Raw genomic sequence first — 21,693 nt, 5'->3', positions numbered from 1 at the left:
ATGAAATTATTAGCAATTTGTTTTTGTATGGCGTTGTTGATTGGTTGTACTTCTAAATCATTAAGTGTTCGTTACTATTTATTACATACGCCAGAAAAAAACCTATCTGACAACATGAACAAAGAAAAACCAATAGTGGTTTTACAGTTATTGGATGTTGCTGAATATTTACGTCAAACAAGCCTAGTAATGCAAGTTGAGCAAAACCAACTTTATTACTCAAGACAAGACGTATGGGCGGAAAACTTGCAGACCTCTTTTTACCAAGCTTTATTACAAGATTTAAATGCCACGGGCCAACGAAATTATGTAGCCTTGTCGGCACCAGAGGCAATAGATGCGGCTACATCAATTAGTGTTAAATTGGCCCACTTCCACGCTACAGACAAATCATCGGTTGTTAGTTCTGGGCGTTATTGGTTGTCAGCAACTAATGCACTAGCAGAAAAAAAGAATAAACATGGCGTAGCAAGTCATACCTTCTTTTTTGAGTCTGAATTAAAACAAGATGGATATGCTCAGGCTGTTAAACAATTGAGGTTGTTAGTGACCAGTTTGGCTGAACAAATTGAAAAGGATATTGCGGCATTGCCGAATAATTAGACAGCGTTTATGGATTTTAAGAAGTTTGTTTACAATTATTTAAATACTGGCGTGGTGCAAACCAATGATCCAGAATCGAATCAACAAATTTTTGTAGCAAATTTGTTTAGTTTTATTGGTTACAGTATTACTTTTCTAATGGGGGTTAGCGCATTTATCAGGCAAGATAGATTGCTTGGCGCTGTCTTAATAATAGCTTGTCTATTGTTCTTTAGCTCACATCTAATTCTGCGTTCAAAGCGTATCACCAACCCCTATAAATTCTCATCTAATATAGTAACTTCCTCACTTATGTTGCTTATGGTTTACCTAGTGTATACCGGAGGAGTAAATGGCACAGGTCCCCTATGGATTTATATTGTGCCACCTGTAGCATTATTTTTTGGTGGAATGCGTAAAGGCACGCGAAATATTGGTTTATTTGTTTTGGTTATTAGCGTTTTGATGTTTTACCCGAATGATGAATGGCTTGGTACTTCGTACACTTATGCGTTTAAATCTAGATTAATCTATTCATTTTTAACTGTTTCATGCCTATTTGCTTTCTACGAGTATGTAAGGCAAACCTCATTTTATCGGATCCAAGAGATGAGTCGAAAATTCGAGAAACAGGCAATGCGTGATCCCCTATCTGGTCTATTAAACCGCAGAGGGATGCAGGAAAAGCTTCAGCAAGAATTCGACCGCAGTCAACGTTATAAAAACAACTTAACGGTGATGATGTGTGACATTGACCATTTTAAGATAGTTAATGACCAATATGGACATGATAAAGGCGATGAAATAATTAAAGGTTTAGGGGATATCTTTAAATCTGGACTTCGCAAGCAAGACTCCTTGGCAAGATGGGGCGGCGAGGAATACTTATTTTTATTACCTGAAACCAATGGGAGCCAAGCAATGTTATTAGCCGAAAAGCTCCGCAGCAAAATTGAAGAAACACAATACAATCAAGATAACAAAACCTTTAGCGTTACTGTTAGTATCGGATTACATCAAATTGCTTCATCTGATACGATTAACCAAGCAATCACAAAAGCAGATACCAACCTTTTTAAAGCTAAGGAACAAGGGCGAAATCGCTGCATCATTGACTAAAATCTAAGCCAAAGTCTAGATTAAACACCAAAGGTAATACACTCAACCATGCGCCCTAATCGTTACCCCATTAATGACGACACGCCTATTAACTGGCGTATATTTTCCCAGTTATGGCCGTATTTAACTGAATTTAAACTCAGGGTAGGCCTCGCCCTTCTTTGCCTCATTGCCGCCAAAACAGCCAGCATATATCTGCCATTTATTCTTAAATATACTGTTGATGAGTTAAATGTTGATCCTTCAGCTAACGCACTAATACTGGTGCCTTTTGGCTTAGTAGCAGCCTATGGGTTATTACGTTTGGCAAATGTGTTGTTTGGTGAGATTAGAGATACACTATTTGGTCGCGTGACTGAACGAGCTATGCGCCGTTTAGGTTTACAAGTATTTCGCCACTTACATAATTTAGATTTAGATTTCCATCTCAATAGGCAAACAGGTGGTTTATCCAGAGACATAGAACGCGGCACTAGCGGCATCAGTTTTTTAATGCGTTTTTTAGTGTTCAATATTGGCCCAACACTATTTGAAATCGCCGTAGTTGTAGGGGTGTTGTTCTACAATTACGGGATAAGTTTTGCACTGATTATTTTGCTTTCGGTTATCACTTATGTGAGCTTTTCAGTCAAAGCAACAGATTGGCGCACAAAGTATGTACGAGAGGTAAACAAAGCCGATTCGAGCAGCAGTTCAAGAGCCATAGATAGTTTACTGAACTACGAAACCGTTAAATATTTTAACAACGAACACTACGAAGCAAACAGATACGATCATGACTTAGCAAACTGGGAAACAGCAAGGCGTAAGAACCGCCTATCATTGTTCGCATTAAACGGCGGTCAGGCGTCGATTATTGCCATAGCAATGACCAGTATGATGGCGTTAGCTGCATATAACGTCGCCCAGGGTAGTATGACCATTGGCGACTTTGTATTAATCAATGCCTTCACTATGCAGATATTTATGCCGCTAAATTTCCTCGGTTTTGTATATCGAGAAATACGCGGTTCATTAGCTAATATAGAAAACCTTTTTAACCTGTTAGATAAACAACCTAAAGTGCCAATTGATGAAAGTGCCAAAGAGTTAGTTATCAGCCAAGGAAAAATAACCTTTAACCAAGTGCAATTTAGCTATCGCCCCGATCGCATCATTTTACAGGACATTAGTTTTGATATTCTGCCTGGGCAAAAAGTAGCAGTGGTTGGCGAAAGTGGCTCAGGCAAGTCAACCTTAGTAAAATTGTTATTCCGTTTTTACGATGCTAGCAACGGCAGTATAAGCATCGACGGGCAAGATATTAGTCAGGTCAATCAGCACTCATTGCGCAAAGCCATAGGCATCGTTCCGCAAGATACCGTGTTATTCAACGACACCATTTTGGAAAACATTCGTTATGGAAGGCCCGATGCGACAGATACAGAAGTACAACAAGCCATCGACTTAGCTCATTTAAGACAGTTTATCATTTCACTACCTGACGGCGAAAAAACAGCAGTCGGCGAACGAGGCCTTAAGTTATCCGGCGGTGAAAAACAGCGAGTAGCCATTGCCAGAACAATATTAAAACGACCACCTATTATGGTATTTGACGAAGCCACGTCTTCTCTCGACAGCCAATCTGAACAAGCTATTTTGACCGCACTTAAAGAAATATCCCAAGGCCATACAAGTTTGGTGATAGCACACAGGTTGTCGACCATAGTTGACGCAGATAAAATAGTGGTGATGGGTCAAGGAAAGATTCTCGAACAAGGCAGCCACAGTCAATTATTAGCCATAAATGGCGCTTACAAAAAATTGTGGGACACCCAGCAAAACAACCATGATAGCGAGACAAAAATTGGATAACCAAGCCCTACTAGATGCCATAAACCAAACTATGCCCTTCGGTAAATATGCCGGAAGGAAACTACTACATTTACCCGAACCCTACTTAGTCTGGTTTAACAATAAAGGTTTTCCAGAAGGTAAATTAGGTCAGCAATTAGCTTTGATGCATGAAGTTAAAGTAAATGGACTAGAATCAATGTTAGCGCCATTGTTACGTAATTAATAATGAGTTATCAAGGTTCGAGAAACCGCCAAAGAGAACGCCCTAAAAACGCACAACAAGAAAATATCGACAAACAAATTTTGTGTTTACATGAGGCGATGGCAGAAAAATTGATTGCCAATCACGGCTATATTCCACAAGTTCTGGAGACCATATCAAGCCGCTATGAATCAGGTAAAATGGCTTATGGCAGTTATTTATTTTGGACAAGTCTAATGGAATATATCGACCAACCCGAGATTTTTTTGCAAACATTATTAGAAAATTCAGCCACCATTCAAAAATACCGCAGGCAGACCCCTTTCGTGGGTATTTTAACTGAAGCTGAAAGGCAAGCTGCACTAGATAAACTAATTTTTTGACCTAAACCTAATTGAAAAGGCCACACTATGACAACCCGACTTGCTTGTGTTTTTTTGCTGTTATTAACAACGTTTTGCATTCACGCCCAACAAGAATGGCGTGCTCCAGTATCTGAAGACCTCATCTATATTGAACTCGAAACGGGTACTGTCATCATCGAACTTGCACCATTTATGGCGCCAAAACATGTAGCGCGATTTAAAGCACTGGTAGCAGAAGGGTTTTACGATGGTTTAGATTTTTATCGGGTGATAGATGGCTTTGTCGCACAAGCAGGTGACATGTCGGAACAAAAGCCAAGTAAAAAAAAGGCACTATTAAAAGCTGAGTTTAGCCGCCCTATCCCATTAGATTCAAACTTTAAGCTAGTGCAATCCCCCGATTTTATTGCCCCACAAACCGGCTACTTAAATGGTTTTGCTGCAGGACAAGATCTTCAAGCCAAACAACAATGGCTGTTACATTGTCCTGGAGCAGTGGCATTTGCCAGAGGTGTTGACGCCGACTCAGCCAGTACCGAGTTTTATATAGTGATTGGTCAAGCTACCCGCCATTTAGATAGAAATATGAGCACCATTGGCCGTGTAATTTATGGCATGCCAGCATTACAAGCACTACAACGGGCCAATATGAATAATGCCAGTGGTGTAATCGAAGATGAGACTAAACGCAGCAAAATACTCTGGGCAAAACTAGCAAAGGATATCAGCCCACAAAAGAGACTGCACATTGAAATTCAACACCAAAACTCAACGCAAGTAGCCAAGCGGTTAGCTAGCGCTAAAACATTAGACAACGAGTTCTTTCATTTTAAAGGCAATGGCAACTTAGATGTCTGTTATTACCAATTGAAAACTAGGTTAGCTGGTGCGGATACTCAAGTGCTAAAAGCAGATTAATTTTTTCTAAGCCTTGACGTCCAATCTCCACCATTTTGAGACATGCAGGCTTGCTCGGTGTCAAAAAAGACGTGTCTACGTACATCTTTTAATAAAATACCGGCTTTTAATAACTGCTTTTGAATGAGTTTACGCACCCTTTCATCATCTTGACTAGCTAACATAGTGTCTAATGATTGTTGATTGTCCAATACACAAGTGATCACTAAACTTGCTGGGAAATTGGAATAGTTGGCAGAGTGGGTTAACCACTCAAAACCAACTGTATCTTGTTTAGCCATTTCGCAGGCAATCGTTAATGCTTTGACTACATTATTGTCTAATTTTTTGACTGTTTTATTCATGACTTAGCAAACGATTAACCATAGGTACATAAATAAACAGTATTACTTTTGACTTGCACTTTGAAGCTTTGATTCGCCTCAACCGTAAACTGTTCATCTTGCCCAAATGTTTGCCATTGTTCGCTACCAGGCAATTGTACAATTAGCGCTCCACTAACAACTTTCATAGTTTCAAACTGACTAGTACCAAACTCATAATCACCCGCGGCCATTACACCAATAGTTGCAGGCAAGGTGTCAGTATCAAACGCGATAGACTTCACTTTGCCTTCAAAATACTCATTTACTTCAAACATAACATGCCTTAAATCTTATTCATTTTAATTAGCGGCTAATCTATCAGTTTTGCGTCGATAGAAAAGCCACCAAGAAAGCCTAATTTAGAAGTAAAAGAACTAGGGTAAGTCCAGCGTGTCATTCTCGTCTTTCGGCGTTTTATTGCCTTCTTGTTGTTTTTTCACTTCCTGCTTTCGCTCTACCACTGCTTCTATTGTGCTTTGAGCACAAGGATCAGGCAGGATCATTTGAAAGAACAAGCCAAAGGCGATAGCCCCTGCTTTCCTGTTTTTAGCCCAGCCTGTCATTTTTATACATAGGTAAATAAAAGCCAAAAAGCTCAACCAAGGCTTCATCACATGCAATAAAATAATTAAAGTATCCATCAAATCTCTCAATAAATTAGTTAACTGAAATTCAGTTTTAATATTTGGCAAAAGGTATTTACCGATTAAAAATTTTTAACTAAGAGATATTTGTGAGTCAGATTCATGAGAGTGAACCAGTACCCGGTTTGAGATTAAAATAGAATCGAACTCAAAAGAGAGCTTTAGTTTCTGCAGAGAGTTGAAGGTTGTGGTTACCTTGTCTTGGTAATCCTGGCAAATAGCAGCGAGACATTCGTGCATAAACTGTCGAAACGCATGCTCTACTTGTCGCTCTATTGCCCCAAGAAATTGGCGTTGCTGCTTAACTTCGGTGTTTTGATGGGATAAATAAGCTTGTTTTGATTGGAAAACTTGAGCATAGATAAAACTATTATCAATACGCTTATCTATTACACTTGTACTGACTTCTTCAATATGAAAGATTTGTTTAGCATTCTGTTCTAACTGAGTATCACCGACAGGATGAAACTGTAGAGCCAAAAAGCAGGCGGCAAAAATAACGCCAAAACTTTACCGAACCTAGGATTCATAGATTATTGAAATATACGACTTTCATAGTAGGTTAAGTGTAGGCAGATTAATAAAATACAAGCAATAGAATTTAACTAATTCAGGTCTACGTTAACACTGGTCTGAATTTGTAAGACACATAAAGGAAAAACATGATTATTCAGCATCAGGTCAAAGATATTCAAACTGAAACTGGTTTAATGCGTACATCGGTATTTCGTCCTTCAAAAGAAGGGAAATATCCGGCTATTATCTTCTACTCAGAGATATTTCAACAAACCAGTCCCATCACTCGTAGTGCGCAAATATTGGCTGGCCATGGTTTTGTAGTATTAGTACCAGAAATATTCCACGAGTTGAATCCACTGGGCACTGTGCTGGCATATGACGATGTTGGTAAAGACAAAGGCAACGCAGATAAATTTGCTAAGCCACTAGGGCATCATGATTCAGATACTCAGGCTATGTGTGACTTTATTCAGCAACAAACATACTGCACTGGCAAAGTTGGTGTAATGGGAGTCTGTATCGGCGGGCACCTTGCATTTAGAGCGGCATTAAACAAACAAGTTGCCGGAGCTTTTTGTTTATACCCTACCGATGTGCATTCAAACACTTTACCTTGCGATGAAGGCAATGACTCTTTAACCAGAAGTAGCGATATTCATTGCCCTATGGTGTTAGTTTTTGGTAAACAAGACCCTCATGTGCCAGCAGAAGGTCGTTTACTGATCCATCAAACATTGAGTCAAAATGAATGCGATTTCAGTTGGCATGAAGTCAACGCCCAACATGCATTTATGCGTGATGAAGGCGACAGGTACGATGCAGCCATAGCCTTACAGATGTACAAAATGGCGATTGATTTTTTTCACAATACTTTGCGCTTATAACCAAACATGACCGATTATTTTGCACAAACATGGCTTAAACTAAATATCTGTTTATTGTTAGTGTTTTATCCACTGCACTGCAGCGCGGTCACAGAAGACCAATTTAGTGTGCATGGTTTATCTGCCTTTAAAGAAGATCACGCCACATTACTAGAGAGTTGGTTAACCCAAGGCGTGAATGCCACACGCGCTACGTTAGGCATTTACCCACTCCTCTTTCATTACATCTGTACCCTAGAAAGTCCAATCAACCTGTGCCTTGGGCCTACACAAGGCGAGATGGAAAAGGCAGCGTACATTTTCATGTTGATGCTCGTTTTGGTCTGACAAAATTTGTCGATGACTGGACTATTTATCATGAATTAGCCCATATGGCGCTGCCATACTTAGGCCCAGAATACCGTTGGTTATCAGAAGGTTTTGCCAGTTATATGCAATACCAAATTATGGCGCAAGCAGGGGTATTAAAAGGTGATTTAGCTGAGAATTATCATAAAAAAATCACTGTTCACTTACGTTGGTTTAACAGTGACTTAACGGCAAAGTCTATTGCCACAAGGCTGATGGACAATAAGCAATACCCTGCTGCTTATTGGGGCAGCGCGTACTTTTTTGTCTTGGCAGATAACAAATTGCAAAAACAACATCAAATTAGTTTGCCCCAACTGATCAGCCTCTATCAAGATTGTTGTCGTGCACTAGACCATAATGTAGAAGAAGTATTCGCCTCACTTGATGGAATGATAAAGGGTAAGCTGTTCGCTGAATTACTGGATGAGTTCAAAAACCGACCTGCTAGAGAGTTGTATCCTGAGGTTTTTAATCAATAGTCTAAACTTAGGTATATTGCTCCCTTGATTAATTATATCCATCATCACCTAAAAAAAGGGTAGCCAATTTAGGCTACCCTTTTTTCTTACTATTCATTGTAAGTCTAAAGCTGGGCTATTTTAATATTTAGCGGCTTGTTCTTTATTAGGCAGGGTTTTTTCCATAAAGTGGCGAATATCATCATTTGATGTTTTTAAATCTTCACGGCGAAGGTACATCATATGGCCACTTTGATAACCTTTAAATGATAAACGGTCTTTCATTTTGCCACTCGGATCTAATTGCCACATAGTATATTTTGCGTCAAAGTAATTTGTCGCACCATCAAAATAGCCAGACTGAATCATCACGTTTAAATAGGGGTTTTCAGCCATGGCTAAACGTAAATTTTCACCGGTATTATTATCTGAACGATCCCAAGGGTGAACATTACCAAACATGTTGTATTTAATATCAGTTTTGTAGTTAAGTTCTTCTCTTAGATAATAGTTTATTGCCGGCGTAAAACTGTGTAACCAAGAAGTTAACTCTGCATTATAGTCAGGCCTAGAACCCGTTGCTTTTTTATCTATACCTAAATACCTAGAATCTAATCGGCCAATTGTTAACTCTCTATCGCGCAATAACTCTTTCCAAAAGTAGGAATTACTAATGTCTAGGTTGCTACGTAAAACTTCTTGTTTTGATAGACCTGAATATTGAGCAACTTGTTGAGCGATCGATTGTTTTTCTTGCTCACTAATAAAGGCTCCTTTTGCTAATGCAGGTAAATATTGATTAATGGTAAATGCTTCAACTTCAGGAAGTAGTGTTAATAATGGTTTATTTTGATGGCTCTTTTCTAACGCATTGTGATACCAAGCCGCTGCAGCGAAATAGGGTAAACGATTTGCTGCTTTTACTGGTCCTTCACGCTTTATGCCTATATCTGTTGGTGACACTAAAATCACACCATTCACATACATCCATTGACGTGATTGTAATTCTAACGCTAAACCTGAAACACGAGTGGTACCGTAGCTTTCACCAATTAAATATTTAGGTGAACGCCAGCGATCATTGCGAGAAACAAAAGTAGTAATCCAATCGGCTAAGTATTTCACGTCTGCGTTAACGCCGAAAAACATTTCCTTTTGTTTATCTTTTGATGGCATTTTGCCTTCTTTATCGGGCAATACACGGGAATAACCGGTATTAACTGGGTTTACAAAAACAATATCTGCTACATCTAATACTGAATAAGGATTGGTTTTTACACCGTAAGGTTGCAATGGATAACCTTCATCATCAACATTCAATATCCTCGGCCCTGTGTAGGCAACATGCATCCAAACTGAAGCTGAACCAGGACCGCCGTTAAAGGAAATGAGTAAAGGGCGTGTGCTGCCATCTTTTACATCACTACGTTGATAGTAAGTATAAAATAAGCTGGCTGTAGGATTACCTTCTTCGTCCCATACCGGTTGAGTTCCAGTAGTCGCGGTATAGCTAATTTTCTTACCGTTAATTTTTGTCGTGTGTTTTGTAAGATTTTTTGTGTCTACTTCTAACTTACGCTCATTTTCAGCATAAGCGAAAGAGGTAAGACATGTTATGAGGAAAGTGAAATGAATGAGTTTTTTAAAGATCATTTTATACCCTTAATATAAAAGTTATTTTCTTATTGTTTTGTAAAACAATCATAAAGTATAAACAAATAGCTGTCAGAGAAATTCCGTTGAATACAGTTATATTTGGATTGACTGCCAACTACTATTTTAAATTCCTAGACTAAAGATAAAGCAGACACCCATTTTGAGATAAACTTTCCCGATTTATTTCATCATACTATGAAATAAATTCAGCTAGAAAAATTAAGGATAGCACCTTGCTTTGTGGAATAATTAAACACATATAGAGGACTGCCATCGCGACAACACGACCCATGCAAAAATGAAAATATTGAAGTTAAGCCTATTTATTATTTTACTCACTGTCGCTTTTATATCTGGTCAGTATATTTCTGACAGGCATGCATTTAAGAATAAAATTCTCGATTTGAACATGGAAATAGTCATCACAGAATTATTGCTTATCGAACACGTTAAACATTGCAACACCCCAGGCTACAGGAGATTTGTAACCTTACACGAGCATAATATTGATAAGGTCTATCGTATGACTAACTATGCTCTTGGCTACCCCTATTTTTTAGGGGGAGACTTTTCAGCTGAGGTGTCAGATAGATTTGACTCTAATAAAGTCAACTTTGAAGTGATAAAAGCAGATTTCCAAAACCTATGTGGAACAATGTAAATCGCTCAAACCAGCATAATTTACCATTCTTGAATTCATCTAATACAAACAATAAACCCTTGAGATAAAGTTATAAAACAAATTTTTAAATAGTCTGTCACAACGTTTCCTCAACTAGCCACTAATCATCTATATCTTAAATAGAGGACAAGCTGTTTAGTCAATTGATGGATGAATTCAAAAACCTACCCACTAGAAAGTCATATCTAGAGATTTTTAGTCACTATATTTGGTGCACCTGAAGAACTGACTGAGTCATTTGTGCCATAACCGGCCGTTGAGGATTCGATGAATCAACGTCTCGGGCCCTGCAGATTTTCAGGCATGTACAATTGATGAGCTCATGATAAGAAGACTCTGCCCCCGTTGCTTTAAACTTCTACCCGTTTCTATTTTATAAACTTACTAGCCTGATCAACGAGCTTTTGCATCAACCAGCTAAAGGTTTTTGGCACATAACGGGCTAGCATATAAGACATCTTCCCCTTGAGGCCCGGCAGGATAATAAATTGGTTTTTACTTAGACCTTTGAGGCTTGCTTTTGTCACGGACGCGGTGCTCAATAGGCCGCCCAGATTTTTCACAAAGCGGGTTTCAGGCAAAATGTGCGCCGCTTCTTTGGCCACCATGGGCGTATCAACTTCCGGCGGACATAAGACCGATACTCCGACTCCGGAGGTATATAGCTCCTGTCGTAATGCTCCCGCCATGCCAATTACGGCAAACTTAGACGCGCTGTATGCACTATATCCATAAGTGGCAATTAGTCCGCCTAGTGAGCTAACAAAACAAAGCTGTCCTTTTCCTTGTTTGATCATATCCGGTAAAAACGCCTTCGCCACTGCGCGACTACCCACCACATTGGTGCGCATAATGTCATTAAAGTCTTGATCGCTTTGTTCCATAAACCTGACACTTTGCACAATGCCAGCACTTAGGATAATTAAATTCAAGGTGCCTATTTTATTTTTAATATCCTGAACCGATTGATTAAGTGCTTCGCTATCGCCCACATCAACACTACATGCCATTACTTTTTGATCAGCCCGTAAACACAATGTAGTACATGCTTTTACAGCATCCTCTAAACGGCTTTGATTACGGGCAAGCAACACGACATTAGCACCTTGCTTCACATAAGCTTTAGCTAAATCCAGTCCAATACCACTGGAGCCACCTGTGACCAACACATTTTTAAACTTCATTAATTTTACTGCTCTTGTTTAACTGCTTTTATTTTACTGAGCTTGCCTGACCATTTTTCCACTGCAATCATTAGGCATAAATGCTACCTGCAATGCAAACTATCGAGCAGGCAGGAATGTACCAAAGCCCAACGCTTGGCCAAGCTCGGATCTTAAGATTTCATTTTCCACCGCTATTTTTCCGTTGATCAGCACGTATTTGACCAATCCTGGGTTACGATTAACTAAACGCTGAAGGCCAAAATTTTCCATCTCGCCCCAATGCACATCTTCAAGGTTCTGATTAAAGCCCTTTGGGTCTAATATGACCACATCAGCACGGTCACCAACACGGATGTGACCCGCATCAATGCCAAACCAATCAGCCTGATCGCCTGTCATCCTCCATACCGCTTTTTCTATGCTCATCATTGGCTCGCCTTCTTCGATGCTTTCATTCACCAGCTTAAGCATTCTTAATGGCAAATTATAAAACGCCATGTTACGAATATGGGCACCAGCATCACTAAAAGTAATGAGAGACTTTTGATCTTTAACCATGTCTTTTAAAACATGTTTCCGGTGATTACCCACAGTTGTAACCCAGCGTAGTTTCTTGCCGTGCTCAACGACTAAATCAAGGAATAAATCCACCACATGCACATTATGATGCTGCGCTACTTCAGCAAAATTTTTACCGACAAGGCTTTGATCGGGGCAATCTAAAATGATGGCATCACTAAAGTCTCGCTGCCAAACCCGAGGGCTTAGTTTTTCACCGTAGAATTTTCTAAAATCACGACGGTACTTTTCATCTTGAAGCAGATTGTTTCGCTCTACCGCATCCTTCAAATCTAAGGCTAATTCACCGGCACCGAATTCTTCGAAAAAGACCACATCAATGCCATCGGCATAGACAGTGAAAGGCGTGGGTAAGACTTGCCAGCGAAAGTCACCATTAAAAAAGTTTGTCACCTTGGCCGCCATATTTGTGATCTTACTTAGAAATACACTGCCTTTTAGATCCATACGGCTGATCAAAGTGGTTTTTAAGCGCTTCTTAAAGATACCCATGGATTCCCGCATATATTGATTTATCTGAAGAGCCGCAGCCGCATTGGGCGCCCCCTGATGAACCCGATCATATTGACGTACAAGTTTATTTAGACGGGACACCTCTTTCCATTTAGCATAAGTACTTGGCAAACTTTTGGACCATTCGCGGTCACCGTCCACCTTATCCCACTTTAAACACATGGTGGATAAACCTAAGAAACCTTCATCTAAGGCCTCTTTTAAAGCCCCTTCCATACTCTGCATTTCTGATTCGCTCGGGACGATATTCAAGTCCGTTGCCCGCTGCAGACCCATACTGCCCACTCGCATATCACTATGCCCAAGAAAGCTTATGACATTAGGGCCCATTGGCTGTTTCTTTATAAACTTCACCCAATCTTTTGGCGTGCTCCATGTTTTATACTTTTGCAGAATAGGCAGTACTTTTTCACGGGGAACGGTCTCCACTCGGGTAAAGATGTCCGAAGCATCTTCGGTATCGCTACAGATCATACTCAATGAACAGCTTCCCACTAACACAGTGGTTACCCCATGGCGCACAGACTCGCTCAAGCCTGGGCTCACAATTAACTCTGAGTCGTAATGAGTATGCGTATCCAAAAACCCCGGTGTTACCCATTGACCTTGGGCATCAATCAGCTCTTTTGAATCGGCTTGGTCAATGTTTTTTGCCGTGACTAAAGCGATTTTGCCATCTTTAATGGCGACATTCTGCAACGATGAAGACTCGCCGCTGCCATCAAAATAGCGACCGCCTTTTATAATTATGTCGTACTTCATTTCAAGCTCACCTACCTGCGATTTCCCACTCAGTGTGATTAGATTATCCCGAACAAAACAACACTTCTTGTCATTTAACGACAGCTGCATCAAGATATTGCACTCTTTAGCAAATGTTTGCCCCATGACGTGAAACAGCAGTACTTAATTAGAAGCGGCGCCCTAGCGGGTTATGAACAGCAAGTGAAGGCACTAAAAGGTGACACACCATCGATTTTAGCTGACTGTGGTTTAAGCAGACAAGATTTAGATGCGCCGGATACCATGATCCCTTTCAATGTCATGGTTAAGTTGTTGGAGCTAAGTGCTGAGCAACTCAATTGCCCTGATTTTGGCCTGAGACTTGGCATAAACCAGAATGTCCACGCCTTAGGTAGCCTTGGCTTGCTTATGTTGCATTGTAAAAATGTAAGAGAAGTCTTGACCAGCACCCAGCGATACATTGCAGTGCATAGTCAAGCGGAGTATTGGCGACTGCATGAAGAAGGCGAATTTGCCTATATAGAGCGCTTGAGTGTCTCACAAGACGTCAGCCACGCCAGGCAATTTAAAGAACTCTCTTTTGGCGTGTGTTTAAAGCTGATTAAAAGCATAGTTAAAGGCTCGGTAAAAATAGAGCAACTGGAATTTGCTCATGCCCCTATTTCACAAATATCTGTGTACAAAAGGTTATTTGGCTGCGAGGTATTATTCAATCAAGAACATGATCGTCTTGTGGTAAAACGTCATTATCTGAATTACCCATTGCTGGGTCTAACAACAGATAACAAACATGCCCTTGAGCAGGGTCTCTCAAAAACACTGTTACAATATGGTGATGATATCGAGCGGCAAATCACTACTATCATCTTACAAACGCTGGGTATCCAGGGGATAAACCTGGAAAACGTCGCTCGATTATTAAACACCAACAAACGCACCCTTCAACGAAAGTTAAAAGCTAAGCATCTAAGCTTCAAAAGCATATTAAAAGAAGTGCGTATAAAAACTGCATACTGGCATCTTGCAGCCAGCTCAATGGATGTCACCCTGTTATCCGAAATACTGGGCTACAGCGACATAAGTGCTTTTTCAAAGGCATTTAAACAAGAAGCAGGACTGTCCCCCTTGCAGTGGCGTAAATTGAAGCTATCAAAACGCTAAATCGAAAAATATATAGCTTCCCAAAATTGTAAAGTGCCCAATCACAGCTCAATCAACAAGTACAAAGTGATGACTTTGCTCACTCAAAGTGTCTAACGAAAACACTTTTAATTACTAAGAAGCCAAACGTCCATGTTTAGCTCCCTAGCCTAATCTTAGCTTTTTTGCGATTCAATCCATCTGTCAATTTTCGCTTCAAGTATGGGCATAGGCAATGCACCATCTATCAGGATTTGGGTGTGGAATTTTTTCACATCAAATTTTTCACCTAAGGCTTCTTGCGCTTTATTTCTGAGCATACGAATATGTCGTTGACCGACTTTGTAACTCACAGCTTGTCCGCCTATTGCAATATAACGTTCTACTTCAGCTTCGATGTCGGTTAAAGCAAGAGACGAATTGTCTGTCATAAAGTCGATGGCTTTTTGTCTACTCCAGCCAAATGCGTGCAAACCAGTATCGACTACTAAACGCATGGCGCGAAGTTGTTCGTCTGATAATCGTCCGTACCACATGTAGGGGTCAGTAAATAAGCCCATTTCTTTACCTAAACTTTCTGCGTATAGCGCCCACCCTTCGGAAAATACTGTGTATCCACCAAATTTACGAAAATCGGGCAAACTATCGACTTCTTGTTGAATAGCTATTTGGAAATGATGACCAGGTGCGGCTTCGTGCACGCTTAAGGTTTCCATCAGGTATTTAGGTTGGGCTTTTAAGTTATAAGCATTGATATAAAAAATGCCAGGCCTAGAGCCATCTGGCGCTGGGCTTTGATAACTTGCTCCTGCCGATGATGCTGCACGAAAAGCCTCTACAGCCCTTACTTCGTAATCAGCTTTAGGGAACACGTCAAATAGTAATGGTAAACGGCTATCAATTTTTTCTTTTACTTGGGTATAACCCTCAATCAAAGCTTGCTCTGATTCAAAGAAAAATTGATCATCGGTGCGCAAAAATTCAAAAAAGGCTGGTAAGTCACCTGCAAAACCAACGGTTTCTTTTACCTTGGTCATTTCAGCTAGAATACGTGCTACTTCTTGTTGACCAAAAGTGTGAATTTCTTCAGCAGTCAAAGGCAAGGTGGTATTGGTTTCTATTCGATACTCATACCATGCTTTACCTTTAGGTAAGTCAGCTAAACCGAAGGTATCGCGACCATTTGGTAAATAACTGTCCTGCATAAATTGATGCACTCGGGAATAGGCAGGAATAATTACATCCTTGATTGCCGCTATGTAATCCTGAGTAATTTGTTGTTTGTCTGCGTCTGCAATACTTTCATTTTTTTTAAGCGTTTCTAATGGAGTATAAAAAACACTTTGGGTTACATCATCAAGTATATGCACCTGCAATTGCGGTAACACTTTTTCAATCAAAGGTTTAGGTAACACAATAGACTTCTCTATGCCTTCTTTCATGGCCACTATCGCGCTATCCATGTAAGTCGCAAAACCGTCTGCTCTACTGATAAAATTACGGTAATCATCTGCTGTGTTAAAAGGCTGGGCACTTTGACCTGAGCCAAGAGAGGCAAAAAATGTATGTGCGCCACCCATTTGGTGGATTGGCACAAGATGTCCAGGAAATTGTGCGCCTTTTATGGCTATTTCTCTGTCGCGTAAAAATATTTCATAACTTAATAAGTCTTGCCCATTTAGAGCTGATGCATCTATGTCTTTTATCTTGGCTAAATATTTTTCTTCAAAAGCCAAAGACAAAGCAAGGTTTTGCGCATTGATTGGCGGGCTAAATCGGTCGTTATAATCGTTTACCCCTACGTAAGTCGCATAAATAGGATTCATCTGCATACTTTCAGCAAAATATGCTTTAAATAGCGCATTGGCTTTCTCAGACTCGGATACGCTTGCTGTAACACTAGTTTTTTCTGTGTTTTGTGTTTGTGCTGTATTTGACTGATTACAAGCAACGAGTCCCAGTGACAACGCGATGGCAAGAGTAAGGCGTTTTCTATTCATTATCTGTCTCTTTATTCTGATTTTATTAAGTGAAATTGAGTTTGCCGACCATCAAGATAATTAACACCAGATTGGTCAAAGTAAGCTTCTTCTTCAAGCATGATACGGATTTCTTTTTTCCACTCTGGGATAAAAGTCGCGGCATTGAGTTCAATGGAATAAGCCGTGTTGAAATGTAATGGGTAGTCTCCTTGAATGGGCACCCCACCTTGGGAATCCCACATGCCTAAAGTAGTACCTGCAGCATGTCCATGATAACCGATAGGATGGGTATAAATTGAAGGTTTTATGCCTTCTTTTACCGCTTGTTGGCGAGATATTTGTAACACTTCGTTACCGGTGCGGCCCTGTTTAAAGTTAGCAATAAAAATATCTTGTAGTCGATTAGCATTGGCCAAGGCTTTTTTTAGATACTCTGGCGCATCTGTTTCATTTGGTTTAAGCACATAAGCATGTTGCTGCTGATCTGAATTAAGGCGTAAATAAGTTAAACCAAAGTCCATATGTAATAGATCGCCAGGCATAATAATTTGTGCATCAGGACGTTTACTAAATGCCGCTAAATGATCAAATTTATCAACGTTTGAACGCTGCAATGAAACAGTGGGATGAAACCAAGTTTGTAACCTTAAATCTAAGACCCTTTCCCTGAGCCACCACACAACATCATCAGTAGTCGTTACGCCCGGCTTAACAACGTGATTGGAAAATGCTTGGGCTATTACCTGATGTCCTAACTTAATTAAATTAGGGTATAGTTGCATTTCCATTTCGCTACGGGTTTCTAACCAAGCAATGGCCAGCTTTTCCGACGATACAAGCCCAGTGCTACTTTGCTTTCCTAACGCTTGACTAAACTCCTCGTATTCTGTGGCGGTAATTCCGTCTGCTAATGCAAAATGTTCGGATTTATTAATCGCCACTTTCTTGGGTTGTTTTTGTTTGATCAATTTGACAAGGCTGTCCCATTGATTAGGTTGTTTTTCTTTATCCCAAGATTTTTTAAATAGACTGTCCACCGCATACCTTGCAACGGCTAACCGTTCGATTGGTTTACCTTCGCCGGGATCAAAAAGTACTAGAATTGTGCGTCTTCTGGCCGACAGCCAGTTAGCCGGCAGCATGGTTTTTAGAATCGGATCTTCATTATATTCTCGTGATATTAAGACCCACATATCGATGCCTTCACGGCGCATCAAGCTTGGTAATAAGTTTTGTAACCTATCATCTAATATCTGATTAATAAGCGTCGCTCGCTCGCGCATAGGCAATACATTTGGCTGTGCAAAGGCATTGACACTAAAAATGAATAACAAAAATCCTGCTATTTTAGGTTTCATCACTATTACTTCACCTGAATCAAATTTTCGGCCTCTAACTTAATGGAATTATTGGTCAAATTCGAGAACAAGCGTTACAGTAACTAAAAATAATAATAAAATATCAAAATGAAAAAACACATCTATGTAGCATACACTGGCGGCACCATTGGCATGCGCCCCTCATCGCAAGGTTTTATACCAGCAGCGGGGTTTCTATCTGAAACTTTGGCCAATATGCCCGAGTTTCATCGTAGCGAAATGCCCAATTTCACCATCCACGAATACGACAATTTGATTGACTCGTCTGATATGGATCCCTCTGATTGGCAACAAATCGCCAATGATATCCAACAAAACTATCAGCAATATGATGGTTTTATTATTCTACATGGCACAGATACAATGGCGTATACCGCCTCTGCGTTGTCGTTTATGCTTGAAGACTTAGGCAAACCGGTCATTGTCACAGGTTCGCAAATCCCCCTAGCCCAATTGCGCTCTGATGGTCAGGTGAATCTACTCAATGCCTTATATATTGCTGCTAACTACCCTATCGCTGAAGTCACACTGTTTTTCAATAACCAACTATTTAGAGGTAACCGCAGCCGTAAACTTGATGCGGATGGATTTAACGCATTTGGTTCGCCGAATTTTCCTGCGTTACTGACTGCTGGGATTAACATTGAAGTTAACAAAGACCTATTGGGCATAGACAGCAGTAAAAACCTGCATGTAAGTCAAATTGAATCACAACCAATAGGCATAGTAACCTTGTACCCAGGCATCAGCACTGACGTGATTAAAAACACCTTACAACAACCGGTTAAAGCGTTAATTCTACTTAGTTTTGGAGTGGGCAACGCGCCACAGAACGCTAGTCTATTGAAACAATTATCCATTGCAGACCAACAAGGTATTATCGTTTTAAATTGTACCCAATGTATGCGCGGTAAAGTGAATATGAGTGGTTATGCAAACGGTCACGTGTTGCGAGAAGTAGGCGTAGTGTCAGGCCAAGATATGACCCCAGAAGCGGCTTTGGCCAAATTACATTATTTACTCAGTAAAGGCATGCCAACAAATCATATTAAACGCCAACTCATTACCAACTTGCGCGGTGAGTTGACTGAATAGTAATACCAGTCAGCATAAAAATGAGTATCAAAAAATCAATAAAATAAGTGTCATTAATATTGAGGCACACCTGTGTTTTCAATCAACAAGGGACAAGCCCAGGTGTTCCTCAGTGGCTTAACGCCTCGCTTCTTGAGCTCTATATTCAGCAAAGGCTCGATATTCAGATTGGCTCAAGACATTGTCTTTATTTGCATCAAATTGCCTTAATTGGCCAGTTTCAAAAGCGTTGCGTATCCATCCAGGCATTTCATTAAGCTCCAACCCACCACTGAAATCATCATCAAATGCACCATAAAACTGCGCAATCTGGAAATTCAGTTCATCGTGTACAGGTTTTTCTGACGTGCCGTTCTCCCAGCGAAAAAAGAATCCGCCATAAAGCATCTCATTCTCAGACTGTAGACCCCACGACACATTGCGCGTAGCGTCCGGGTTAGCTGGATTTTCCGTACTATTGTCATACACAGTACGATGCACTAATCGGGCACCTGCAGGTACTTTCACCGGCTCCGCTAGTGCGTAAGAATGCTGCCAGTTGAAATCATAACGCGGCACATGCAATAACGGCTCAATCTTGCCATCTGGTAAGTGAACGTCAAACCGTGTTTCTACTCCACGATAATGAGCGTGGGGGAACAAGCTATAAATAATAGCCGGTTGCTCAAACTCGAAGTATGCACGCTCCTCGTGACGTGCTTCTCCCGGCGGGATCTGCAAATCTAAACCAATCACCACTTGCTGCCTAAGGTTGTAGGTTGGTGGCTCATTATGAAAGTACAAAGCAACTTTTGAGACGTCCGTCGCCTCACGTCCGAATGCCGTGTAATGTATTTGTAGGTGAATTTGTCCTCCTGCTTTGACCAACACTCCTGTATCTTTCGGATAGACATACGACTCAGCGCCTGGCGCATAGCCCATCAAGTAGTTTTTAAACACGGCATCCAAACGCCGTTCACCTCTTGGTATATCTTGCTCGCTGGTGCCAATGAGTACATGGTGAACCGCCTTCGTTTCACCCGGCTGAATGCTGACAGCCCGCACCCATACATCACGATCCAAAGGGTTGGCAATTGCCGGATATTGATACTCGATAATGCCAGTCGCGGGAACTGTAAACGCAGGTCCCTCAACAACTAAATCAGGCTCACCTAGCGACCAGCTTTTTTCAAGGGGCTTCACAGCCAACAGTGGGTCTTCCCCTTCACCTCGTGGCGAACCGGCTTCAATCCAATGCACAAGCTTTTTACGCTCCTCCAGCGTTAGCCCTCGCGCATTGTGAATTTCTGCCAAACTTGTATCTACTTCCCAAGGGGGCATTCGCCGTGTGCGGAGCACTTCACGGATCATCGGCGAAAAGCCTTTAATCATTTCATAACTAGTCATCGCCCAAGGACCAATACCGTTTGGAAGATGACAGGAAACACAACGTTCTTTCAGGATGGGCGCAATAGTATTTTTATAACTAATTTGTGCGTGTGCCGCCTTTTGTTGACGTTCAGGGAAATTGATAAGACAGCCAAACGTCTGGCGCTTTGGCACAGCAATTGGTTGCCCAGCGATAACGGCCGTAAGCGCGTCAGCAAGATAGTGCTCTTTAGCATCGTTGCGTTGTGTTTCATAACCCACGCGATCATTCACAGGTCCACGGTAAACTACATTCCAGTTACTGGTATCAATTACCAGTACTTCGCCGCTTCTGTCCAGCTCCAATACCTCTCCAATCAACTGTGTGTCATCAACCAAAACAGGGAAATCAAAAGCAAATTCGTCCACTTCCTGACGAATACTCTTATACGTATCTTGCAGGCTTGAATTGATTAGTTTGAATTCAACGTTATCACCGAATTGTGCACGAATTTCTCGCAGGTCTGGCAACAGGTTACGTACTATAGGACAACCATTCATCGTCACCATGAGCACTACCGCCTTTGCATTCTTGTGATAGTAAAGTTCATGGGCTGAATGTTCTTGATCAAGTAATCGGAAGTTTTCAACGCGATCTACCACTGTAGATCCACTAACATTGAACAACATGAACAAAGCAGTAAAAAAAGCAACAAAGCGCATCAAAGATTCCTAGAAGGTATAATAATTACACAAAGGATAATCGATGTACCAGCTCTATTCAATAATAAGCCTCGATAGCGGAATCAAGAGGGTAAAACATTTGAAAATAGTAGCGCTGCTCAAGTGTCCACTTTGTGTCTAAAACTAATCGGTCTGCAGACTACCAAACAACTTAATGTGTGTTCGAATCCGTTCGATTTATTCAGCTCAAATAATAATGTAAACGGAACCTAACTAGCTACTTTCTAACATTTCATCAAATCCCAGACATAAAAAAAGCAAACCCTAAGGTTTGCTTTTTTTTGTAGAATTCTAATTATTTGATAATTAAAGTACTACGATGTTCTCAGCTTGAGGACCTTTTTGGCCTTGAGTTACAGTGAACTCAACTTTTTGACCTTCGGCCAAAGTTTTAAAGCCAGTACCTGTGATAGCACGGAAGTG

23 protein-coding genes are annotated in these 21,693 nt (G+C 40.7%); 12 read left to right on the top strand and 11 right to left on the bottom strand.

Going from position 1 to position 21,693, the window contains the following annotated elements:
• Genes QZ488_RS12595 through QZ488_RS12570 form a run of 6 tightly spaced genes read left to right on the top strand, consistent with a single transcriptional unit; the run spans position 1 to position 5,022 of the window.
• Positions 1 to 603 carry an ABC-type transport auxiliary lipoprotein family protein gene (locus QZ488_RS12595; RefSeq protein WP_293749187.1) on the top strand — a complete coding sequence of 201 codons (603 nt, stop codon included), beginning with the start codon at positions 1 to 3 and terminating at the stop codon, positions 601 to 603.
• A gap of 9 nt (positions 604 to 612) precedes the next feature.
• Entirely contained in the window at positions 613 to 1,701 is a 1,089-nt protein-coding gene (locus QZ488_RS12590; protein ID WP_293749185.1) for a GGDEF domain-containing protein, read from the top strand.
• A gap of 48 nt (positions 1,702 to 1,749) precedes the next feature.
• Positions 1,750 to 3,555, top strand: a complete 1,806-nt coding sequence (locus QZ488_RS12585) for an ABC transporter ATP-binding protein/permease (RefSeq protein ID WP_293749183.1) — start codon at positions 1,750 to 1,752, stop codon at positions 3,553 to 3,555.
• Positions 3,548 to 3,760, top strand: a complete 213-nt coding sequence (locus QZ488_RS12580; RefSeq protein ID WP_293749210.1) for a DUF3820 family protein — start codon at positions 3,548 to 3,550, stop codon at positions 3,758 to 3,760. Before QZ488_RS12585 ends, QZ488_RS12580 begins: the two co-directional genes overlap by 8 nt.
• Before the next feature lie 2 nt (positions 3,761 to 3,762).
• A complete protein-coding gene (locus QZ488_RS12575) occupies positions 3,763 to 4,122 on the top strand; it encodes a hypothetical protein (RefSeq protein WP_293749181.1) in 360 nt (119 codons plus the stop codon).
• 27 nt (positions 4,123 to 4,149) lie between these two features.
• Positions 4,150 to 5,022, top strand: coding sequence for a peptidylprolyl isomerase (locus QZ488_RS12570; RefSeq protein WP_293749179.1), 873 nt, complete (start codon positions 4,150 to 4,152; stop codon positions 5,020 to 5,022).
• On the opposite strand, the gene QZ488_RS12565 is transcribed toward QZ488_RS12570, so the two are convergent.
• The 4 genes from QZ488_RS12565 to QZ488_RS12550 form a co-directional block, all read right to left on the bottom strand.
• Entirely contained in the window at positions 5,019 to 5,366 is a 348-nt protein-coding gene (locus tag QZ488_RS12565) for a Fis family transcriptional regulator (RefSeq protein WP_293749177.1), read from the bottom strand. The two genes, QZ488_RS12570 and QZ488_RS12565, sit on opposite strands and share 4 nt — an antisense overlap.
• A gap of 14 nt (positions 5,367 to 5,380) precedes the next feature.
• A complete protein-coding gene (locus tag QZ488_RS12560) occupies positions 5,381 to 5,662 on the bottom strand; it encodes a pyrimidine/purine nucleoside phosphorylase (RefSeq protein ID WP_293749175.1) in 282 nt (93 codons plus the stop codon).
• A gap of 99 nt (positions 5,663 to 5,761) precedes the next feature.
• Positions 5,762 to 6,028, bottom strand: coding sequence for a hypothetical protein (locus QZ488_RS12555; protein ID WP_293749173.1), 267 nt, complete (start codon positions 6,026 to 6,028; stop codon positions 5,762 to 5,764).
• 75 nt (positions 6,029 to 6,103) lie between these two features.
• A complete protein-coding gene (locus QZ488_RS12550; RefSeq protein ID WP_293749171.1) occupies positions 6,104 to 6,511 on the bottom strand; it encodes a hypothetical protein in 408 nt (135 codons plus the stop codon).
• Between the two features lie 182 nt (positions 6,512 to 6,693).
• On the opposite strand from QZ488_RS12550, the gene QZ488_RS12545 reads away from it, so the two are divergent.
• Genes QZ488_RS12545 through QZ488_RS12535 form a run of 3 tightly spaced genes read left to right on the top strand, consistent with a single transcriptional unit; the run spans position 6,694 to position 8,264 of the window.
• The gene (locus QZ488_RS12545; RefSeq protein WP_293749169.1) at positions 6,694 to 7,434 is read left to right on the top strand and encodes a dienelactone hydrolase family protein; all 741 of its coding nucleotides are present in this window, start codon (positions 6,694 to 6,696) and stop codon (positions 7,432 to 7,434) included.
• Positions 7,435 to 7,440: 6 nt separating this feature from the next.
• Positions 7,441 to 7,761 (top strand): hypothetical protein, encoded by a 321-nt coding sequence (locus QZ488_RS12540; RefSeq protein ID WP_293749167.1) that lies wholly within the window; start codon positions 7,441 to 7,443, stop codon positions 7,759 to 7,761.
• Complete coding sequence (locus QZ488_RS12535; RefSeq protein WP_293749165.1) at positions 7,689 to 8,264, top strand: hypothetical protein; 576 nt, start codon at positions 7,689 to 7,691, stop codon at positions 8,262 to 8,264. The genes QZ488_RS12540 and QZ488_RS12535 overlap by 73 nt, the downstream gene beginning before the upstream one ends.
• Positions 8,265 to 8,384: 120 nt before the next feature.
• On the opposite strand, the gene QZ488_RS12530 is transcribed toward QZ488_RS12535, so the two are convergent.
• Positions 8,385 to 9,896, bottom strand: a complete 1,512-nt coding sequence (locus QZ488_RS12530; RefSeq protein ID WP_293749163.1) for a carboxypeptidase — start codon at positions 9,894 to 9,896, stop codon at positions 8,385 to 8,387.
• Positions 9,897 to 10,197: 301 nt separating this feature from the next.
• On the opposite strand from QZ488_RS12530, the gene QZ488_RS12525 reads away from it, so the two are divergent.
• On the top strand, positions 10,198 to 10,560 hold the full coding sequence (locus tag QZ488_RS12525; protein ID WP_293749161.1) for a hypothetical protein: 363 nt from the start codon (positions 10,198 to 10,200) through the stop codon (positions 10,558 to 10,560).
• A gap of 389 nt (positions 10,561 to 10,949) precedes the next feature.
• Here the strand turns inward: QZ488_RS12525 and QZ488_RS12520 are convergent, their stop codons facing one another.
• Together QZ488_RS12520 and QZ488_RS12515 are read right to left on the bottom strand one after the other, a co-directional pair.
• The gene (locus tag QZ488_RS12520) at positions 10,950 to 11,765 is read right to left on the bottom strand and encodes an SDR family NAD(P)-dependent oxidoreductase (RefSeq protein WP_293749159.1); all 816 of its coding nucleotides are present in this window, start codon (positions 11,763 to 11,765) and stop codon (positions 10,950 to 10,952) included.
• A 99-nt stretch (positions 11,766 to 11,864) separates the two neighbouring features.
• Positions 11,865 to 13,601 carry an amidohydrolase family protein gene (locus tag QZ488_RS12515; protein ID WP_293749157.1) on the bottom strand — a complete coding sequence of 579 codons (1,737 nt, stop codon included), beginning with the start codon at positions 13,599 to 13,601 and terminating at the stop codon, positions 11,865 to 11,867.
• Between the two features lie 117 nt (positions 13,602 to 13,718).
• Here QZ488_RS12515 and QZ488_RS12510 point away from each other — a divergent pair, with 117 nt between their 5' ends.
• Complete coding sequence (locus QZ488_RS12510; protein WP_293749155.1) at positions 13,719 to 14,744, top strand: AraC family transcriptional regulator; 1,026 nt, start codon at positions 13,719 to 13,721, stop codon at positions 14,742 to 14,744.
• Between the two features lie 155 nt (positions 14,745 to 14,899).
• On the opposite strand, the gene QZ488_RS12505 is transcribed toward QZ488_RS12510, so the two are convergent.
• Both QZ488_RS12505 and QZ488_RS12500 read right to left on the bottom strand, forming a co-directional pair.
• Positions 14,900 to 16,723, bottom strand: coding sequence for a DUF885 family protein (locus QZ488_RS12505; RefSeq protein ID WP_293749153.1), 1,824 nt, complete (start codon positions 16,721 to 16,723; stop codon positions 14,900 to 14,902).
• 11 nt (positions 16,724 to 16,734) lie between these two features.
• Positions 16,735 to 18,063 carry a M24 family metallopeptidase gene (locus QZ488_RS12500; RefSeq protein WP_293749151.1) on the bottom strand — a complete coding sequence of 443 codons (1,329 nt, stop codon included), beginning with the start codon at positions 18,061 to 18,063 and terminating at the stop codon, positions 16,735 to 16,737.
• Positions 18,064 to 18,171: 108 nt separating this feature from the next.
• Between QZ488_RS12500 and ansA the strand changes: the two genes are divergently transcribed.
• Positions 18,172 to 19,179, top strand: a complete 1,008-nt coding sequence (gene ansA / locus QZ488_RS12495; RefSeq protein ID WP_293749149.1) for an asparaginase — start codon at positions 18,172 to 18,174, stop codon at positions 19,177 to 19,179.
• Between the two features lie 117 nt (positions 19,180 to 19,296).
• Here the strand turns inward: ansA and QZ488_RS12490 are convergent, their stop codons facing one another.
• Together QZ488_RS12490 and QZ488_RS12485 are read right to left on the bottom strand one after the other, a co-directional pair.
• On the bottom strand, positions 19,297 to 21,249 hold the full coding sequence (locus QZ488_RS12490; RefSeq protein ID WP_293749148.1) for a redoxin domain-containing protein: 1,953 nt from the start codon (positions 21,247 to 21,249) through the stop codon (positions 19,297 to 19,299).
• Between the two features lie 327 nt (positions 21,250 to 21,576).
• Positions 21,577 to 21,693, bottom strand: a 117-nt coding sequence (locus QZ488_RS12485) for a cold shock domain-containing protein (RefSeq protein WP_293749208.1), incomplete at its 5' end; no start/stop codon positions are given.

It is taken from the genome of uncultured Paraglaciecola sp. (assembly GCF_913020055.1).
Taxonomy (GTDB): domain Bacteria; phylum Pseudomonadota; class Gammaproteobacteria; order Enterobacterales; family Alteromonadaceae; genus Paraglaciecola.
Note: the sequence above shows the minus strand (reverse complement) of the source record. Positions and strands in the feature narration are given on the sequence as shown.

Excerpts from the sequence above, each read along its gene's own strand:
- QZ488_RS12595 (WP_293749187.1), top strand. The coding sequence starts at position 1 with ATGAAATTATTAGCAATTTGTTTTTGTATGGCGTTGTTGATTGGTTGT.
- QZ488_RS12590 (WP_293749185.1), top strand. The coding sequence starts at position 613 with ATGGATTTTAAGAAGTTTGTTTACAATTATTTAAATACTGGCGTGGTG.
- QZ488_RS12585 (WP_293749183.1), top strand. The coding sequence starts at position 1,750 with ATGCGCCCTAATCGTTACCCCATTAATGACGACACGCCTATTAACTGG.
- QZ488_RS12575 (WP_293749181.1), top strand. The coding sequence starts at position 3,763 with ATGAGTTATCAAGGTTCGAGAAACCGCCAAAGAGAACGCCCTAAAAAC.
- QZ488_RS12570 (WP_293749179.1), top strand. The coding sequence starts at position 4,150 with ATGACAACCCGACTTGCTTGTGTTTTTTTGCTGTTATTAACAACGTTT.
- QZ488_RS12565 (WP_293749177.1), bottom strand. The coding sequence starts at position 5,366 with ATGAATAAAACAGTCAAAAAATTAGACAATAATGTAGTCAAAGCATTA.
- QZ488_RS12560 (WP_293749175.1), bottom strand. The coding sequence starts at position 5,662 with ATGTTTGAAGTAAATGAGTATTTTGAAGGCAAAGTGAAGTCTATCGCG.
- QZ488_RS12555 (WP_293749173.1), bottom strand. The coding sequence starts at position 6,028 with ATGGATACTTTAATTATTTTATTGCATGTGATGAAGCCTTGGTTGAGC.
- QZ488_RS12545 (WP_293749169.1), top strand. The coding sequence starts at position 6,694 with ATGATTATTCAGCATCAGGTCAAAGATATTCAAACTGAAACTGGTTTA.
- QZ488_RS12540 (WP_293749167.1), top strand. The coding sequence starts at position 7,441 with ATGACCGATTATTTTGCACAAACATGGCTTAAACTAAATATCTGTTTA.
- QZ488_RS12530 (WP_293749163.1), bottom strand. The coding sequence starts at position 9,896 with ATGATCTTTAAAAAACTCATTCATTTCACTTTCCTCATAACATGTCTT.
- QZ488_RS12525 (WP_293749161.1), top strand. The coding sequence starts at position 10,198 with ATGAAAATATTGAAGTTAAGCCTATTTATTATTTTACTCACTGTCGCT.
- QZ488_RS12520 (WP_293749159.1), bottom strand. The coding sequence starts at position 11,765 with ATGAAGTTTAAAAATGTGTTGGTCACAGGTGGCTCCAGTGGTATTGGA.
- QZ488_RS12515 (WP_293749157.1), bottom strand. The coding sequence starts at position 13,601 with ATGAAGTACGACATAATTATAAAAGGCGGTCGCTATTTTGATGGCAGC.
- QZ488_RS12505 (WP_293749153.1), bottom strand. The coding sequence starts at position 16,723 with ATGAATAGAAAACGCCTTACTCTTGCCATCGCGTTGTCACTGGGACTC.
- QZ488_RS12500 (WP_293749151.1), bottom strand. The coding sequence starts at position 18,063 with ATGAAACCTAAAATAGCAGGATTTTTGTTATTCATTTTTAGTGTCAAT.
- ansA (WP_293749149.1), top strand. The coding sequence starts at position 18,172 with ATGAAAAAACACATCTATGTAGCATACACTGGCGGCACCATTGGCATG.
- QZ488_RS12490 (WP_293749148.1), bottom strand. The coding sequence starts at position 21,249 with ATGCGCTTTGTTGCTTTTTTTACTGCTTTGTTCATGTTGTTCAATGTT.